Raw genomic sequence first — 17,322 nt, forward strand, 5'->3', positions numbered from 1 at the left:
ATGAAGACAGGTAAGTGTGATAAAGCTCTAACTTTAACCAATCCTCAAAAACAGCTATGGACAAATACGAAAATCTGGTTACATAATTGAATAAAGAGTCATTCTTGAATATATATTCAAGATGATTGCCGGTCAACTGATTATTATCAGCGCCAGCGTGGTCGTGGTAAGGAGGCAGAATGTTCCTGAGTATGATGCAGCGGCGTAAGCCTAATGATGCTAAACATGGGGATGTCTGGTTTTTTTAGTCCCAGCCGGAATAAATATTCCATATTGAAAATAAATTCAGAGGTGTTAAATGAATCCCTGGAACTATGATATCCAGACTCTTGAGCGTAAAGCGCGAGCCGTGCGCCGTCACATCGTCAGATTAAATGCCAACAGCCCTGCGGGCGGGCACACTGGCGCAGATCTCTCCCAGGTTGAGGTGCTGACCGCGCTCTATTTTCGAATATTAAATGTGGGGCCTGATCGCATCACGGATGAGAATCGGGACATCTACATTCAATCCAAAGGCCATGCGGTGGGCTGTTATTACTGTGTTCTGGCGGAAGCGGGCTTTTTCCCCGTGGAGTGGCTGGAAACCTACCAGCATGCCAATTCCCATCTTCCTGGACATCCGGTTCGCCAGAAAACGCCGGGTATCGAATTGAATACCGGTGCGCTGGGTCACGGTTTGCCTGTTGCGGTGGGGCTGGCGCTGGCTGCGAAAAAAAACAACAGTTCCCGCCGCATCTTTTTAATTACCGGCGATGGCGAACTTGCCGAAGGGAGTAACTGGGAGGCGGCGCTGGCTGCGGCGCATTATGGTCTCGACAACCTGGTCATTATTAATGACAAGAACAACCTTCAATTAGCCGGACCGACTCGCGAAATCATGAATACCGATCCGCTCGCCGCGAAATGGCAAGCGTTTGGTATGACGGTGACTGAATGCCTGGGGAATGATATGGCGTCGGTTGTCGCTACCCTGGAAGGACTGAAGCAGGAAGGTAAACCTAACGTCATCATTGCCAATACCACGAAAGGCGCGGGTATATCGTTTATCCAGGGGCGTCCTGAATGGCACCATCGTGTGCCCAAAGGTGAAGAGATCGAACTGGCACTGGAGGAATTGAAAGATGAGTAATACAGAACACCTCGCGAACGTCATGGTTCAGGCGTTTATCGATGCAGTAGAAAATGGTGTTGATCTGGTGCCTGTTGTCGCGGACTCAACATCAACCGCGAAAATTGCGCCTTTTATAAAGCAGTTTCCAGGTCGGTTGGTCAACGTAGGTATCGCCGAACAAAGCATGGTTGGAACGGCGGCAGGACTAGCCCTCGGCGGTAAAGTGGCTGTCACCTGTAACGCCGCGCCATTCCTTATCTCCCGCGCCAATGAGCAAATTAAAGTCGATGTTTGCTACAACAATACCAACGTGAAGTTATTCGGTCTCAATGCCGGTGCCAGCTATGGCCCGCTAGCGAGCACTCACCATTCGATCGATGATATTGCCATTATGCGAGGCTTCGGCAACATCCAGATTTTCGCCCCGTCTTCGCCGCGGGAGTGCCGCCAGATTATCGATTACGCGCTTGGCTATCAGGGACCAGTTTATATCCGTCTTGACGGAAAAGCGCTGCCGGAGCTTCATGACGAGAATTACCGTTTTGTCCCAGGAGCGGTGTTGACGCTGCGTGAAGGGGGGGCTGTGGCGCTGATGGCGACCGGTTCTACAGTTCATGAAATTGTCGATGCCGCCGCGCTGTTGGCTGACGTGGGAATTCAGGCGAAGGTGGTCAGTGTGCCTTCAATTCGCCCCTGCGATACCAAAGCCCTGTTATCTGCGTTACAAGGCTGTAAAGCGGTGATTACCGTGGAAGAGCATAATATTAATGGCGGGTTGGGAAGCCTGGTGGCCGAAGTGCTGGCAGAGGCCGGAATGGGGGCAATTTTGAAGCGTTTAGGCATCCAGGATGGGGAGTTCGCGGCGGCGGCTGATCGTGGCTGGTTACGCCAGTACCATGGCTTTGACGCCGCAGCCATCGCTGCTCTGGCCCGTGAACTGCTTTGAATTCTATACTGTTGCCAGTGTGATTACAGCGTTGTCCGAAAAACGCCATTGCACACGATACGTTTGGTGGTGTGCGCGGAGGATCATCTGGTTATGCTGTAACACCACGATTTGATATTGCGTAAACCCGGCGTCTGCTTGTCTTGATGCCTGGGTTGCTTTAAAAGCGCTCTCTTTGGCGGAAAACGCCAGGGTGAGCGCCTGTTCAATAGACAAGCAGCCGTTTGCCAACAATTCTTTCTCAGCATGAGTGACAATGCTACTTGCCAGTTCGGCTGCCGTTTTCGGCGTAAAAATGGCTTCTATGTCAATACCCACCGGCTGTCTTGATACCACCGCCAGCGCTGTCGATGCACTGTGGCTGAGGCTGCCAAACAGATTTTGCGGCCACAATGGTTGGCGTTGCGCGCCGATGCCAGGCACAGTTTTGATACCGTATTCACGTAATGCATGTACTGCGGCAATACGTCCTGCTAAGTGCTCTGCTTTACGCTTACGTCCACTGGACAGGAGCTGAGCGTGGTGGGGCAGCCAGAGCAGGTCCTGCTCATGGAAGCTGGCGGGATCGAACTCGACAATGTGCAGCGTGTGGTCTGCGAAAGTGAGCGGTGTGTGCGTGGTGTGCATCATGGTTATGCTTTCCCTCTCCCCGCAGGGAGGAGAGGGGGAAACGTTATCAGAAGTGTGTGTTAACGCTCATGAACCACGTCCGGCCTGGTTCGTTATAGGTGTTCGCGCCCGCGCCCGCCATATAGTTTCCGGTCACAATATCGCCCGTGGTCTGGGCATTACCTTCACGCCATAAACGCTTGTCAAAGACGTTATCCACGCCGCCGGTCAGGCTGACGTTTTTCGTCACATCCCAGGTCGCGCTCAGGCCGACGATGCTGTACGGGCTGACTTCACTCGCCGAACTGCCGGTTACCGGTTTGCCCTGGTAATCATATTTTTTCGGCTGCTGTTTACCGTACCAGGTGAAGGTGGATTGCAGCGACAAATCTTCGCGTGCCTGCCAGCTCAGGGTCGAGTTCAGCGTGTACTCAGGAATAATCGACAGGCGTTCGCCGGTCTCTTTATTCTTACTTTGCAGCATGTAAGTGATGTTGTTGGTCCAGGTAACGGTTTCGCTAACCGGCACGTTCAGCGTACCTTCCAGACCCTCAACCACCGCTTTAGGAATGTTTTCCCACTGATAGATATCGGTGTAAGTCGTCTTCCCTTTGCTGGTGATGGACGTTCTGTCGAACGGTACCGTCCCCGCTTCAATCTTGTTGCGGTAATCGTTGCGGAACCAGGTTACCCCGGCCAGCCAGCCGTCACGCTTAAACTCAAGACCAATCTCTTTGTTGATACTGGTTTCGGCCTTCAGATCGTCGTTGCCCATCATGTAGCAACCGATGCCGGTGGCGGAGCCAGTGGCGTAGCAACCCTGGCCTTTACTGTAGAGAATATAATTCGGGTTGAGCTGATACAGGCTTGGCGCTTTATAGGCGCGCGCAATCCCCATCTTCAGGGTGAAGTCATCGCCCAGACCTTGTGACAGGTTCAGAGATGGGCTCCAGTTATCACCGACGATGCTGTGGTGATCGAAACGCAGACCCGGCGTCAGCATGGTGCTGTCGGTCAGTTCCATGTTGTTTTCAGCAAACAGAGAGAAAATTTCCGCATCGGAGTACGGACTGCGGTTGGTGCTGCTGTAACCTGGGATATCACCGCCCATAAAGGTCTGCGAATTGGAGAGCATATCCTTCATGCGCTGCTGATTCCACTCGGTACCGAGCGTCAGGTTTTGGTTGACCAGCAGGTCCAGTGGAATGCTGATTTCACTGTGCAGCATGACGTCATTCAGGTCGGCATCGACATATTTTTGTGACGCATTCGGGTCAAAGATCCCCTCGGTTCCTCCCGCCAGACCTTCCGGCGTACGGGAGTTACGCGTATGTTCATATTGCACCCAGTTGCTGGTGGTAACGCCATTATCCCAGCCGCCGTTCCAGGTCAGAGAGTAGTTCTGACGATAAAGGCGGTTGGTCTCTTTCCCGTAGTTATCTTTCACCAGTTGGTTGGTGTTGGTGTTTTGGGTATCGCCCGCGTACAGGTTGCCCTGGCGGCTATAACCCGCTTCCAGTTCCAGCGACTGGAGCGGGGCGAAATCCCAGCGAACTACGCCGTTAATGTCTTTATTGATAACGCCTTCACGACCGGCCGGTAAGGTATTGGCGTAGGTGCCGGTACGTTCTGACTGATGACCCTGGTTGATATCCCAGGCATCGGCCTGCGTTTTATCCAGATTACCGTACAGACGGAAGCTGAAATCCCCGCCCATTGGGCCGTTCAGGCTAAAGTTGGTACGTTTGGTCGAGCCTTCGTCTTTGTGTTCCGGGGCATTGAAATAGGTATCCCACGAACCGTGCCATTCATTGCTGCCTTTTTTGGTGATGATATTCACCACGCCGCCCGCAGCTCCGTTGCCGTAACGTGCTGCGGCAGGACCACGCAGCACTTCAATACGCTCGATCATTTCCGGTGGCACCCAGGCGGTATCGCCACGGGTATCACGCTCGCCGCGCCAGCCCTGACGCACGGAGTTACGGCTGGTCACCGGCTTACCGTCGATCAGAATCAGGGTGTTTTCTGGACCCATACCACGAATATCAATCTGACGGTTGTTACCGCGCTGGCCGCTGGTTGAGTTGCCGGTCAGGTTAACGCCAGGCATGGTACGGATGATTTCCGCAACATCGCGCGCGGGAGGGTTTTTACGGATTTCATCCGCGGTGATGGTTGAAACACCCGGCGCCTGCAGGTTTTGCTGCGCGGCGGTAACGACGATGGTGTCTTCATGAGAGACAGCGGCGTTATCAGTTTGATCTTCTGCCATTGCTGGCAGTGCTACCCCGTAAATCCCTAAATTGACCAATAAGGCCAGTGAATGAATCTTGTTGTTCATTGTATGTCCTGCTGTTCTTTTAGCCACGAGTACCCATGTGCCGTGGTGCGGCATTTGGTCTGATGTCGCCCGCATCCGCGTAAACCCTCCGTTCCAGAAAAAGTACGCAGCGCCAGGTCGGTTTATAAGTGGTGAAAAACTGTGCGCGCTTCCCACAGCGCGACAATACGCTATTGCAAATGCAAATAGTTATCAATAATATTATCAATATATTTCACGCTAGATCATAAAAATTCACAGTAAACATGGGGTTATGGCGGTGACGACGTTAAAGACGGGAAGCGAAGCGTGGTGGCAGTCGAAAAAAGGTCCGGAGTGGGAGCGTGAAGAGAACGGAAATTATCGGGTAACCTTCTGGTGGCGTGACCCGCAGGGAACGGAAAAAGAGTCAACCATTCGTCGTGTGTGGGTCTATATCACCGGCGTCACCGACCATCATCAAAATGTCCCCCCTCAGTCGATGCAACGCATTAACGGTACAAATGTTTGGTGCTGGAGTGTTTCCCTCAGCGCCAACTGGCGCGGTAGCTACTGCTTCATTCCCACCGCTCGGGATGACATTTTTGCCGCGCTGGCGGCGGACGAAACGCCTGACCGAAACGTGCTGCGTGAAGGCTGGCGACAATTGTTACCGCAGGCGATTGCCGATCCTCTCAATCCGCAGAGCTGGCGGGGAGGTCGTGGCCATGCGGTGTCAGCGCTCGAAATGCCAGACGCTCCCGTACAGCCCGGCTGGGATCAGCCCGCGGCTCCCGATTGCCCCGCAGTTTGCCTGCAATGGCACAGCGCCAGGCTTTGCAATACGCGTCGCGTATGGGTATTTACTACCGGTGACGACCAACCAGAAGCACGTCCGCTGGCTATCCTGCTGGACGGTCAGTTTTGGGCGCAAAGTATGCCGGTGTGGTCTGCGCTGGCTTCGCTCACGCACCGCGGAGATCTCCCTCCCGCCGTATATCTCCTGATTGACGCTATCGACACATCTCATCGTAGCCGCGAACTGCCGTGTAACGCCGATTTTTGGTTGGCGGTACAGCAGGAGCTTTTGCCGCTGGTGAAGACGACCACTGCGTTCAGTGACGATCCGCTGCGCACGGTGGTAGCCGGACAAAGTTTTGGCGGGTTGTCTGCGCTGTATGCCGGGCTGAACTGGCCCGCGCGCTTTGGCTGTGTGCTCAGCCAGTCCGGTTCTTTCTGGTGGCCGCATCGCGGCGGTCATCAGGATGGGGCGATTGTTGAACAACTGAAGAGCGGCAAGGTCAGCGTTCAGGGGCTACGTATCGTTCTGGAGGCCGGGATCCGCGAGCCGATAATTTTTCGTGCCAATCAGGCGCTATATGCCCAATTACCCTCTGCACCACAATCTATTTTCTGGCGTCAGGTTGATGGCGGACACGATGCGCTTTGCTGGCGCGGTGGCCTGATGCAAGGGCTAATGACGCTCTGGCAGCCGCTTTCCGAGACGATTTAACCGGACGATGTTCCACGACAGGAGTTGAGTATGGAGTTCAGTAACCCCTTCGATAATCCGCAGGGCCAGTTTTACATTCTGCAAAACCCACAGCGTCAGTTTAGCCTCTGGCCGCAGCAGTGCTCACTTCCTGCTGGCTGGCAAGTCGCGTGCGAACCGCAATCGCAGGAAGCCTGCCAGCAATGGCTGGATGCAAACTGGACCACGCTGACGCCAGCAAACTACGTTGATGTGCAGGAGGCTCCATGACTCAGCGTTTACCGTTAGTCGCGGCTCAGCCGGGGATCTGGATGGCGGAAAAACTCTCCACCTTGCCCTCGGCGTGGAGCGTGGCGCACTACGTAGAATTAACCGGCGAACTGAACGCGCCGTTGCTGGCAAAGGCAATCGTTGCCGGTCTGGAGCAGGCTGATACTCTGCGGATGCGGTTTAGCGAAGATAACGGCGAGGTCTGGCAATGGGTTGATCCTGCGCTCACCTTCGCGGAACCTGAAATTTTCGACCTGCGCGAAAAATCTCACCCACATAAAGCAGCCCGCGCACTGATGCAGACCGATCTGCAACAGGACTTACGCGCTGATGGCCATAAACCGTTGGTTTTCCATCAGCTCATTCAGGTAGGTGATAACCGCTGGTACTGGTATCAGCGTTACCATCATCTGCTGGTTGATGGCTTCAGCTTTCCCGCCATTACCCGCCAGATAGCCGCCATTTACTGCGCATGGCAGAGTGGCGAACCCACGCCGGATTCTCCTTTTACGCCGTTTGCCGAGGTCGTGGAAGAGTATCAACAGTATCGTCAAAGCGATGCCTGGCAACGTGATGCTACTTTCTGGACCGAGCAGCGTAAACAGTTACCGCCCCCGGCGTCGTTGTCGAACAAACCGTTGCCGGGGCGCTCGGCCAGTGTCGATATTATTCGTCTGAAGCTCACCGCGCCTGAAGGCGCGTTCCGCCAGCTTGCAGCACGTATGCCTGATGTGCAGCGTGCGGATCTGGCCCTCGCGCTGGTAGCGTTGTGGCTGGGACGTTTATGCAGCCGAATGGATTATGCCGCCGGATTTATCTTTATGCGGCGTATGGGATCGGCGGCACTCACGTCCACCGGACCGGTTTTAAACGTTTTGCCCTTTGGCGTGAGGCTGGATGCGGCAGAAAGCTTGCCTGCGCTGGCACAGCGGTTGGCAGGGCAGTTGAAGAAAATGCGCCGACATCAGCGTTATGACGCTGAACAAATTGTGCGCGACAGCGGGCGTGCAGCCGGTACCGAGCCGCTGTTTGGCCCGGTGCTGAACGTGAAAATATTCGATTATCAGCTAAATATTCCCGGCGTTCAGGCGCAGACCCATACCCTGGCGACAGGCCCGGTCAACGATCTTGAGCTGGCGCTATTCCCGGATGAAAACGGTGGGCTGAGTATTGAAATCCTCGCCAATAAACAGCGTTATGATGCCGCGACACTGGCGCAACACGCATCGCGTTTAACCGCGCTTATCGAACAGTTTGCCGACAATCCGGCGCTATGCTGTGGTGAGGCCGGGATGCTGTTGCCAGCGGAGTATGAGCAACTGGCGAAGATTAACGACACGACCGTGGAGATCCCGGCCACGACGCTGAGCGCGCTAGTGGCACAGCAGGCCGATAAAACACCGGATGCCCCGGCGCTGGCCGATGCTCGTTATCAGTTTAGTTATCGTGAAATGCGCCAGCAGGTTGTGGCGCTGGCGCAGCTACTGCGCGCGCGGGGCGTACAGCCAGGTGACAGCGTTGCCGTGGCATTACCGCGTTCAGTATTCTTGACGCTGGCGCTGCACGGTATTGTTGAAGCCGGAGCCGCCTGGCTGCCATTGGATACCGGATACCCGGACGATCGCCTGCGGATGATGCTCGAAGATGCAAAGCCAAAATTAGTGATCGCCACCGATGATCAACTGGCGCGCTTTGGCGATATCCCGGGGCTGGAAAGTCTGTGCTACAACGCGCCGCTGCCAGCGGGAGATACCGCGCCGTTGGCCCTCTCTCAACCGCATCAAACGGCCTATATCATTTTTACTTCCGGTTCTACCGGCAGACCCAAAGGGGTGATGGTCGGGCAAACGGCGATCGTCAATCGCCTGTTATGGATGCAAAATCACTATCCGCTGACGGCAGAGGATGTGGTGGCGCAAAAAACACCATGCAGTTTTGATGTCTCGGTGTGGGAATTTTTCTGGCCGTTTATTGCCGGCGCAAAATTGGTGATGGCGGAGCCCGAGGCGCATCGCGATCCGCTGGCGATGCAGCAATTCTTCGCCCAATACGGGGTGACGACCACTCACTTTGTTCCTTCCATGCTGGCTGCTTTTATTGCGTCATTGACGCCAGAAACTGCGCAGAAAAGTTGTGCTTCGCTGAAGCAGGTATTCTGCAGCGGCGAAGCCTTGCCTGCAGATTTATGTCGTGAGTGGGAACAGTTAACCCATGCGCCGTTGCACAATTTGTACGGACCAACTGAAGCGGCGGTTGATGTGAGCTGGTATCCGGCCTGGGGGGAAGCGCTCGCCGCCGTAACCGGCAACAGCGTGCCGATTGGTTATCCGGTATGGAACACCGGTTTGCGGATCCTCGATGCTATGATGCGTCCGGTGCCCTTCGGCGTAGCGGGCGATCTATACCTGACGGGGATCCAACTGGCGCAGGGCTATCTGGGACGAGCGGATCTGACGGCAAGCCGCTTTATCGCCGATCCGTTTAATGCCGGTGAACGCATGTACCGTACCGGGGATGTGGCCCGCTGGCTGGAAAATGGCGCGGTGGAATACCTGGGGCGCAGCGATGACCAGCTTAAAATTCGCGGACAGCGTATTGAACTGGGGGAAATTGATCGGATGATGCAGCAACTGCCCGACGTCGAGCATGCTGTTGCCCATGCCTGCGTATTTAATCAGGCTGCGGCGACCGGCGGCGATGCGCGTCAACTGGTGGGGTATCTGGTGTCGCAATCGGGTTTACCGCTGGACACCTCTGCATTGCGGGAGAGTCTGCGCGAAAAACTGCCAGCGCATATGGTGCCGACGGTATTGCTGCAACTGGCGGAGCTGCCGCTCAGCGCGAACGGTAAATTGGATCGTAAAGCGTTACCGATGCCTCAGTTAACATCACGTACAACGGGACGTGCGCCGCGCCCTGGGATCGAAACCACCATTGCGCACTCTTTTGCGGCCTTGCTGGATTGTGAGGTCAATGATGTGGAGGCAGATTTCTTCGCGCTGGGCGGACATTCTCTGCTGGCGATGAAGCTGGCGGCGCAATTGAGTCGTATGTTTGAACGACAGGTGACGCCAGGTCAGATTATGGTGGCTTCTACCGTTGAACAACTCAGCGCATTGCTGGAGAGTGATGATGATGAACAGTCGCAGCATCTGGGGTTTGAGACGCTGCTGCCGCTGCGTGAAAGTCACGGCCCAACGCTGTTTTGCTTCCATCCCGCGTCGGGTTTTGCCTGGCAGTTTAGCGTGCTGTCGCGTTACCTCAGCCCGCAGTGGTCGATTACAGGCATTCAGTCGCCGCGACCGGATGGACCCATGCAAACGGCGGAAAACCTCGATGCGGTATGTGACCATCATCTGGCAACGCTGCTTAACCAGCAGCCTCACGGTCCATACTATTTATTAGGTTACTCGCTGGGGGGGACGCTGGCGCAGGGGATTGCCGCGCGTTTACACGCCCGGGGGGAGGATGTTGCCTTCCTGGGGCTGCTGGATACCTGGCCGCCTGAAACGCAAAATTGGCAGGAAAAAGAGGCCAATGGCTTGGATCCTGCCGTACTGGCGGAGATCGAGCGTGAACGTGAAGCGTTCCTGGCTGCACAGCAGGGGAATGCGTCTGACGCGTTATTCAACGCTATCGAAGGCAATTATGCGGATGCGGTTCGCCTGTTAACCACAGCCCACAGCGTAGCTTTTGCGGGTCACGCTACGTTGTTCGTGGCTGAACGCACATTACCGCAGGACGTTAGCCCTGAACGTAGTTGGTCACCGTGGATATCCAGTCTGGAGGTTTATCGTCACGACTGCGCGCATGTCGACATCATTTCTCCCACCGCGTTTGTGACGATAGGGCCTGTAATCAATGCGTTGATTAATCAATCTGCGTAACAAAGTCACTTTTGCTATTACGGCAATCGAACAACTCCATAATGCAATGTCATGTTGTGGAGTTGTTGCTTTGGTGTGGAATTGGGTGGCGAAGGGAGTGAATAAATTCCGAAGATAATTTTTGGTAGGGGCGGATGCGTAAAGAAAGTTTCAGATAATTCTGACTAGCTGGTAGACTTCTCCCACGGGAGTGTTTTTCTTTTGGGAAAGTTTTCAGGTCACGCAACATGTCATCATTGAATATTAAGCAAGACAACGTTTCAGAATTTACTGCTTATCCTCAGCCTACGGTAAACGCCAACGAAATTGATTTAATTAACCTGGTCGAAATCTTATGGCGCGCCAGGACGAAAATTGTGGCTACCGTTTTCGCTTTTGCCTGCGTGGGTATTCTGGTCTCTTTCCTGCTGCCGCAAAAATGGACCAGTCAGGCCATCGTGACGCCGGCAGAACCCGTTCAGTGGCAGGATCTCGAGAATACGTTGACCAAATTGCGCGTGCTGGATATGGATATTAACGTCAGCCGCAGTGATGTGTTTAACCTGTTTATCAAAAAATTTCAGTCGCCCTCATTGTTAGAAGATTATCTGCGTTCTTCACCCTATGTGATGGAGCAATTGAAGGGCGCTGATATTGACGAAATGGACCTGCATCGGGCAATCGTCAGGCTCGGTGAAAAAATGACCGCGGTTGATAGCAATGCGGGAAAAAAGAGTGAGACCTCGCTGTATACCTCATGGACACTGAGCTTTACCGCTCCTCAGGCCGAAGAAGCCCAGTCTGTGCTACAGGGTTATATCCATTATATTTCTTCTATTGTTGAGAAAGAAACGCTGGAAGATATTCGCAATAAACTGTTCATCAAAACCAGTTATGAAAAAGAAAGACTGGCGATGGATCGCGTCAGGCTCAAAAACCAGATGGAAGCAAATATTCAGCGCCTCAACTACTCCCTGGAGATTGCGAATGCCGCCGGGATTAAAAAGCCGGTCTACAGTAATGGCCAGGCGGTGAAAGATGATCCTGATTTCTCTATTTCACTGGGCGCGGACGGTATCTCGCGTAAATTAGAAATTGAAAAATCAGTAACAGATGTTGCGGAAATTAACGGAGAATTACGTAACCGCCAATATCACGTTGATCAACTGTTAGCCATGAACGTGAGTGACGTAAAATTTACGCCGTTTAAATATCAGCTTTCACCTTCACTGCCAGTGCATAAAGATGGTCCGGCTAAATCGATGATCGTTATTCTGGCCGTATTACTGGGTGGTATGGTGGCCTGTGGCGGCGTTCTGCTGAACTACGCCATGGTGTCGCGTAAGCAAAAAATGGCGTTTATCGATCAGCAACTGGTGTGATTAATTGCCGTATGGCGGCAGGCAGCCGCCATACGTTAACTCTCGCTATTTGTTGCGCCCTAGCGGTACGACTAACGGCGTGCCGGCAACCGGATCGTCGATAATCATACAGCGTAATCCATAGATTTTTTCGATAAGCTCCGCCGTAACTATCTCCTTCGGCGCCCCCTCGGCAATAATTTTTCCGTCACGCAGCGCAATCAGGTGCGTTGCGTAGCGACAGGCCTGATTGAGGTCGTGCAGAACGGCGGCCAGCGTATAACCCTTCTCCCGGTTTAGCTCACTGAGCAGCTCCAGCAGATCAATCTGATGACTGATATCCAGCCAGGTGGTGGGTTCATCGAGCAACATAATCGATGTTTCCTGCGCCAGCACCATTGCTATCCATGCGCGCTGGCGTTGTCCGCCGGAAAGCGTATCTACACTTTGCGCCGCCAGATGGGTGATCCCTGTGGCCTGCATCGCTGTGTTTACCGCAATTTCATCTTCTTGCCGCCAGCGGGTAAACAGCGGCTGATGTGGGTAACGCCCGCGAGCAACCAGCTCCTGTACGGTAATATCACCCGGCGTGGTGGCGTTTTGCGCCAGCAAACCTATTCTGCGTGCGACCTCTTTGCTGGCATAGTGCTGAATATGCTCACCGTCGAGCCAAACCTTGCCGTGGGCGGGCGTCATCAGACGACTCAGTGTGCGGAGTAGCGTTGACTTCCCGCAGCCGTTTGGCCCAATAATCGCGGTAAAGTGACCGTCGGGAATCGACACATTGAGATTTTCCGCGACGGTAAACTTGCCATAACCCAGCGTTAACTGGTCGCCGCGCAAACGGGCAACTGATTCGATCATTTTTTGCGGGACTCCTGAATTAACAAGACGATAAGATAAATACCGCCGAGGCTTACGGTGACAACGCCCACCGGAAGCTGATAAGGCATAAACAGCTGTTGGGCGCATAAATCCGCCATCAGCAGCAGCAGCGCGCCGCATAGCGCTGACAGGGTTAATCCCCAGCGGGATGTGCCGCTAAGTCGACGCGCAATATGGGGGGCGACGAGAGCAATAAAGGAAATTGGACCTGCCAGCGCGGTGGCGGCGGCGGTCAGTACCACGGCGACCAGCATCATCATCAGACGCGAACGCTCAACGCTGACGCCTAGCGCACAGGCGCTGTCGTCACCCATTTCCAGTAAACGCATCCGGCGCACCAGCAGCGTGGCGCACACCAGCATCACAATAATCAGCGGGGCAGAAGGCCAGGTCTTGGCCCAGGTCAGGCCATTGAGCGAGCCGGCGTTCCACAGTCCGGCCGTTAATGCGGTTTCTAATGACGCTTTCAGCAGCAGCCAGGTGTTGAACGCCACCAGCATAGCGCGTATGCCGATACCGATAATAATCAGCCGGAAGGTGTCGATGCCGTTGCGCCAGGCGAGCGCCCAGACCACCAGTGAAGTCAGGATCCCACCCAGCATAGCCGCCAGCGCGATAGCGGTGAGATGCTGTCCAAACAGCACCATTGCCACCAGTACACCGCTCCAGGCACCGGTATTGAAACCCATCACATCCGGGCTGCCCAGCGGGTTGCGCATCAGCGACTGAAATATTGCGCCGCTCACGCCGAGCGCCGCGCCAATCAATAACGCCATGAGCACGCGCGGCAAACGCCATTCGGTGACCACCAGCGTGATACTGCGCGGCGCATCACCAAACAGGGCGGCAATAATTTGCTGGGTTTCCAGCGTAACGACGCCGCTACGCAGGCTCCACAAGCCAACGGCGAGACAGCCTACAACCAGCAGCAGACTGCTGATAATCAGACGACGGGAGAGGTGCATCATGCGCCACCCCCGCGCGATTTACGGCGAACCAGAAAGATGAGCACCGGCGCGCCGATAAATGCGCTGACCACCGAAACACGCAGTTCGCCGGGGACAATCACACGCCCGATAATATCGGCAATTAACAGCAGAGAGGGGGTTGCCAGCAGGGTGACGGGCAATGACCAGCGGTGATCCGCCCCCACCAGCCAGCGCGCCATATGCGGCATCATCAGGCCGATAAAGGCGATAGGACCGACAATTGCGGTCGCGCTGCCGCACAGGACGGTGATCGCCAGCAGGCCGATAAACTGCGTGCGGGCGACTTTACTGCCCAGCGCGGTAGCAGTGTCGCTACCAAGACTCAGGCTATTCAGGGCGCGGCTGAGAAACAATGCGGCAGCCGCGGCAATCAATATCGGCACCAGCACCACCTTCAGCGTTTGCAGACTGCGGATATCCAGAGAACCGGCCTGCCAGAATCGCAACTGATCGTAGACGTCCGGGTTGAGTAGGGCGATGCCGTTGGATAGCCCCTCGAGCACTGCACCCAGCGCAACGCCCGCCAGCGTCAGTCGTACCGGACTGAGCTGCCCGCCGCCCTGGCTACCGGTAAACGCTACAATCAGCGAGGCGATCAGCGCCCCGGAAAAAGCCATCAGCAATTGTTCCTGTGGGGAAGAGAAACCGAACAGCGACGCGCCCAGCACGATGGCGAAGCTGGCGCCAGAATTAACCCCAAGGATCCCCGGATCGGCGAGCGGGTTACGCGTGAGCGTTTGCATTAAGGCGCCCGCCAGACCCAGCGCGCCGCCGGCGAGCAGTCCTGCCAGCGTGCGTGGCAGTCGCGCGTCCAGCACGATGGTGCAATCCGCGCTTTGGCAACTGCCGGTGAGTGCATCCAGCACCACGGATGCAGGTAGCGATTTTGCGCCAATAACCAGACTTAATACCGTGGTGAGAACAAGTAATAACAATAGTCCGGGCACGGCGAAAGCGCGTGTCGCGGAAACAGAGCATGACATATCAACTTCCCTGATAATGATAGTAATTATCGTTATCGATCTTATTTGGATATGTTAGCATGTGCAGCCATCGAATGGATATTGAAAAAGTACCTGGTAAGGCTCTGTAATGAATCGACAATCCTGGCTGCTTAACCTCAGCCTGTTAAAGACCCACCCTGCATTTCGCGCCGTCTTCCTCGCTCGTTTTATTTCCATTGTCTCTTTGGGGCTACTCGGTGTGGCGGTTCCGATACAGATCCAGATGATGACCCAGTCGACCTGGCAAGTGGGTTTATCGGTGACGTTGACCGGTAGCGCAATGTTTATTGGCCTGATGGTTGGCGGTGTACTGGCCGACCGCTATGAGCGTAAAAAAGTGATCCTGTTGGCGCGTGGAACCTGTGGCGTCGGCTTTATTGGTTTGTGTCTGAATGCGCTGCTGCCCGAACCGTCGTTACTGGCGATTTATCTGCTTGGCTTATGGGACGGTTTCTTTGCCTCGCTGGGCGTGACGGCTTTGCTGGCAGCAACGCCGGCGTTGGTCGGGAGGGAGAATTTGATGCAGGCCGGGGCGATTACCATGCTGACGGTGCGTTTGGGTTCGGTCATTTCGCCGATACTTGGTGGGGTACTGCTGGCGACCGGTGGCGTGGCCTGGAACTACGGCCTGGCGGCGGCAGGCACGTTCATAACCTTACTGCCGCTGCTTAGCCTTCCCGCGTTACCTCCACCGCCGCAGCCGCGCGAGCATCCGCTGAAATCGCTGCTGGCAGCATTTCGCTTTTTGCTCGCCAGTCCGCTGATTGGCGGCATTGCGCTGCTCGGCGGCCTGTTGACCATGGCGAGCGCCGTGCGGGTGCTGTATCCGGCGCTGGCAATTAACTGGCAGATGTCGAGCGCGCAAATTGGTTTGTTGTATGCGGCCATTCCTCTTGGCGCGGCGGTGGGCGCTTTGACCAGCGGACAGCTGGCGCACAGCGTTCGTCCGGGATTGATCATGCTGGGTTCTACCGTGGCTTCATTCCTGGCTATCGGTCTGTTTGGCTTGATGCCGGTCTGGGAGCTTGGGGTTGTCTGCCTGGCGCTGTTCGGTTGGTTAAGTGCGGTTAGCTCTTTGTTGCAGTACACCCTGTTACAGACGCAGACGCCAGAAGTGATGCTCGGGCGAATTAACGGTTTGTGGACGGCGCAGAACGTCACCGGGGACGCGATTGGCGCGGCGTTGTTAGGTGGTTTGGGTGCGATGATGACGCCGGTCGCCTCGGCAAGCGTAAGTGGATTTGGGCTGGTGATTGTCGGTCTGCTACTGCTGTTGTTGCTGGGGGAATTACGTCGATTCCGGCAAATGCCTGTGAATACCTGACGGGCCGGATAGGGCGTTAGCCGCATCCGGCGCTGGCGATTAAAAGAGCGCTGACAGACGTTGCAACAGCAGCGTCGCGCTGTAGTAGTCGAGACGGAAGGTTTCCGTGCCCAGGGCGTAAACACGTTTATTCTGCACGGCTGGCAGATGCGCCAGAAGCGGATTGGCATAAATGGCGTCGGCATCTTTGCTGTCGCCAGCAAACAGGAACAGCGCTTCGCCGTTCAGGCCAGCCGCCAGATTTTCACCGCCAAGCTGGATGATATCGTGGCGTTTGCCCTGGCTCTGGCTGGTGTGCAAACCGGCAGGTAGCGGCGCCAGCGTGAAGCCTAACTGTTGCATCAGCTTGCCCTGTGCCGACTCAGGCGTCCAAAGATTGGCGCTGTGCGCCGCCGCGGTATAGACCAGCGCGTTGACCGGCTGCGGCGGTAGGGTGATCCGTTGCTTAACCGCTTGCAGTTGCTTATCAAATTCGGCAATTCGCGCGGCTGCCTGCGGCTCCTGACCGGTAATTTCACCCAGTTGCGTCAGCAACGTCTGCCAGCTTTTGTCGTCGTAGTTGATGATAAGCGTGGGCGCAATGGTGGACAACTGATCGTATAGCGCGAGGGCGGAGTCGCCGCCGGTGGCGCTTACCAGAATCAGATCCGGCATTTGTGCCGCGACGGCTTCCGCACTTGGTTCGCCGATGTACAGACGGCTGAGTTTGCGTTCCCTGGCCACGTCGCTCCATTGACGTAAAAAGCCCTGCGCATCGCCAATGCGGTTGTTCGGCGTGGTGGCGCCGCTGGCGATGACCGGGGCATCAATCGCCAGCAGCGAGCCGGTAAGGGTGACGCTGGTGGAGACAATGCGCTGCGGCTTATGCTCCAGCGTATGCGTGCCACGGCTGTCGGTGATCTGACGCGGCCAGTCGGCGGCGTGACCTAAAGAAATTCCTGAAATAAACAAACCAGTCAGTAAAAGCACGGTGCGACGAAAAGAGGGGAGACTCACGAATCAGCTTCCTGTTATCAGTATGGTTAATGCTTCTCATTTTCATTGTTAGCGGGCGAGGATGCAAGCCAAAGTCGCACATTGTGCTGCCACAAGAGTTGACATACAGCCGCTTTGCTTTTAGGTTAGCGACCGAAAATATAAATGATAATCATTATTAGAGCCTTTAT

The 17,322-nt window shown here is 55.2% G+C and carries 13 protein-coding genes; 7 read left to right on the forward strand and 6 right to left on the reverse strand.

Going from position 1 to position 17,322, the window contains the following annotated elements; all coding sequences use genetic code 11:
- The first annotated feature begins 298 nt into the window (after positions 1-298).
- Entirely contained in the window at positions 299-1,129 is an 831-nt protein-coding gene (locus FDX09_RS06860; RefSeq protein ID WP_137346962.1) for a transketolase, read from the forward strand.
- The gene (locus tag FDX09_RS06865) at positions 1,122-2,057 is read left to right on the forward strand and encodes a transketolase C-terminal domain-containing protein (RefSeq protein WP_087857109.1); all 936 of its coding nucleotides are present in this window, start codon (positions 1,122-1,124) and stop codon (positions 2,055-2,057) included. The genes FDX09_RS06860 and FDX09_RS06865 overlap by 8 nt, the downstream gene beginning before the upstream one ends.
- Positions 2,058-2,060: 3 nt before the next feature.
- On the opposite strand, the gene entD is transcribed toward FDX09_RS06865, so the two are convergent.
- Together entD and FDX09_RS06875 are read right to left on the reverse strand one after the other, a co-directional pair.
- A complete protein-coding gene (gene entD, locus FDX09_RS06870; protein ID WP_137347013.1) occupies positions 2,061-2,684 on the reverse strand; it encodes an enterobactin synthase subunit EntD in 624 nt (207 codons plus the stop codon).
- A gap of 49 nt (positions 2,685-2,733) precedes the next feature.
- A complete protein-coding gene (locus FDX09_RS06875; protein WP_069323126.1) occupies positions 2,734-5,007 on the reverse strand; it encodes a TonB-dependent siderophore receptor in 2,274 nt (757 codons plus the stop codon).
- A 253-nt stretch (positions 5,008-5,260) separates the two neighbouring features.
- On the opposite strand from FDX09_RS06875, the gene fes reads away from it, so the two are divergent.
- The 4 genes from fes (at position 5,261) to wzz(fepE) (ending at position 11,975) form a co-directional block, all read left to right on the forward strand.
- Positions 5,261-6,478 (forward strand): enterochelin esterase, encoded by a 1,218-nt coding sequence (gene fes / locus FDX09_RS06880; protein ID WP_137346963.1) that lies wholly within the window; start codon positions 5,261-5,263, stop codon positions 6,476-6,478.
- A 30-nt stretch (positions 6,479-6,508) separates the two neighbouring features.
- The gene (locus FDX09_RS06885; RefSeq protein ID WP_087857112.1) at positions 6,509-6,727 is read left to right on the forward strand and encodes an MbtH family protein; all 219 of its coding nucleotides are present in this window, start codon (positions 6,509-6,511) and stop codon (positions 6,725-6,727) included.
- Positions 6,724-10,614, forward strand: a complete 3,891-nt coding sequence (entF, locus tag FDX09_RS06890) for an enterobactin non-ribosomal peptide synthetase EntF (protein ID WP_137346964.1) — start codon at positions 6,724-6,726, stop codon at positions 10,612-10,614. Before FDX09_RS06885 ends, entF begins: the two co-directional genes overlap by 4 nt.
- Before the next feature lie 227 nt (positions 10,615-10,841).
- The gene (gene wzz(fepE), locus FDX09_RS06895; RefSeq protein ID WP_121528737.1) at positions 10,842-11,975 is read left to right on the forward strand and encodes an LPS O-antigen length regulator Wzz(fepE); all 1,134 of its coding nucleotides are present in this window, start codon (positions 10,842-10,844) and stop codon (positions 11,973-11,975) included.
- Positions 11,976-12,020: 45 nt separating this feature from the next.
- Here the strand turns inward: wzz(fepE) and fepC are convergent, their stop codons facing one another.
- The 3 genes from fepC to fepD are packed head-to-tail and all read right to left on the reverse strand — an operon-like array spanning position 12,021 to position 14,811.
- Entirely contained in the window at positions 12,021-12,818 is a 798-nt protein-coding gene (fepC, locus tag FDX09_RS06900; RefSeq protein ID WP_038638617.1) for an iron-enterobactin ABC transporter ATP-binding protein, read from the reverse strand.
- Positions 12,815-13,807: an iron-enterobactin ABC transporter permease gene (gene fepG / locus FDX09_RS06905; RefSeq protein ID WP_170973230.1), complete on the reverse strand. Its 993-nt coding sequence runs from the start codon at positions 13,805-13,807 to the stop codon at positions 12,815-12,817. The genes fepC and fepG overlap by 4 nt, the downstream gene beginning before the upstream one ends.
- On the reverse strand, positions 13,804-14,811 hold the full coding sequence (gene fepD, locus FDX09_RS06910; RefSeq protein ID WP_121528738.1) for a Fe(3+)-siderophore ABC transporter permease: 1,008 nt from the start codon (positions 14,809-14,811) through the stop codon (positions 13,804-13,806). The genes fepG and fepD overlap by 4 nt, the downstream gene beginning before the upstream one ends.
- A gap of 109 nt (positions 14,812-14,920) precedes the next feature.
- On the opposite strand from fepD, the gene entS reads away from it, so the two are divergent.
- On the forward strand, positions 14,921-16,156 hold the full coding sequence (gene entS / locus FDX09_RS06915; protein ID WP_137346965.1) for an enterobactin transporter EntS: 1,236 nt from the start codon (positions 14,921-14,923) through the stop codon (positions 16,154-16,156).
- 39 nt (positions 16,157-16,195) lie between these two features.
- On the opposite strand, the gene fepB is transcribed toward entS, so the two are convergent.
- Positions 16,196-17,152, reverse strand: a complete 957-nt coding sequence (gene fepB / locus FDX09_RS06920; RefSeq protein WP_121528740.1) for a Fe2+-enterobactin ABC transporter substrate-binding protein — start codon at positions 17,150-17,152, stop codon at positions 16,196-16,198.
- Between the last annotated feature and the right edge of the window lie 170 nt (positions 17,153-17,322).

The sequence above is a fragment of the Citrobacter sp. wls717 genome (assembly GCF_005280955.1).
GTDB lineage: Bacteria > Pseudomonadota > Gammaproteobacteria > Enterobacterales > Enterobacteriaceae > Citrobacter > Citrobacter werkmanii.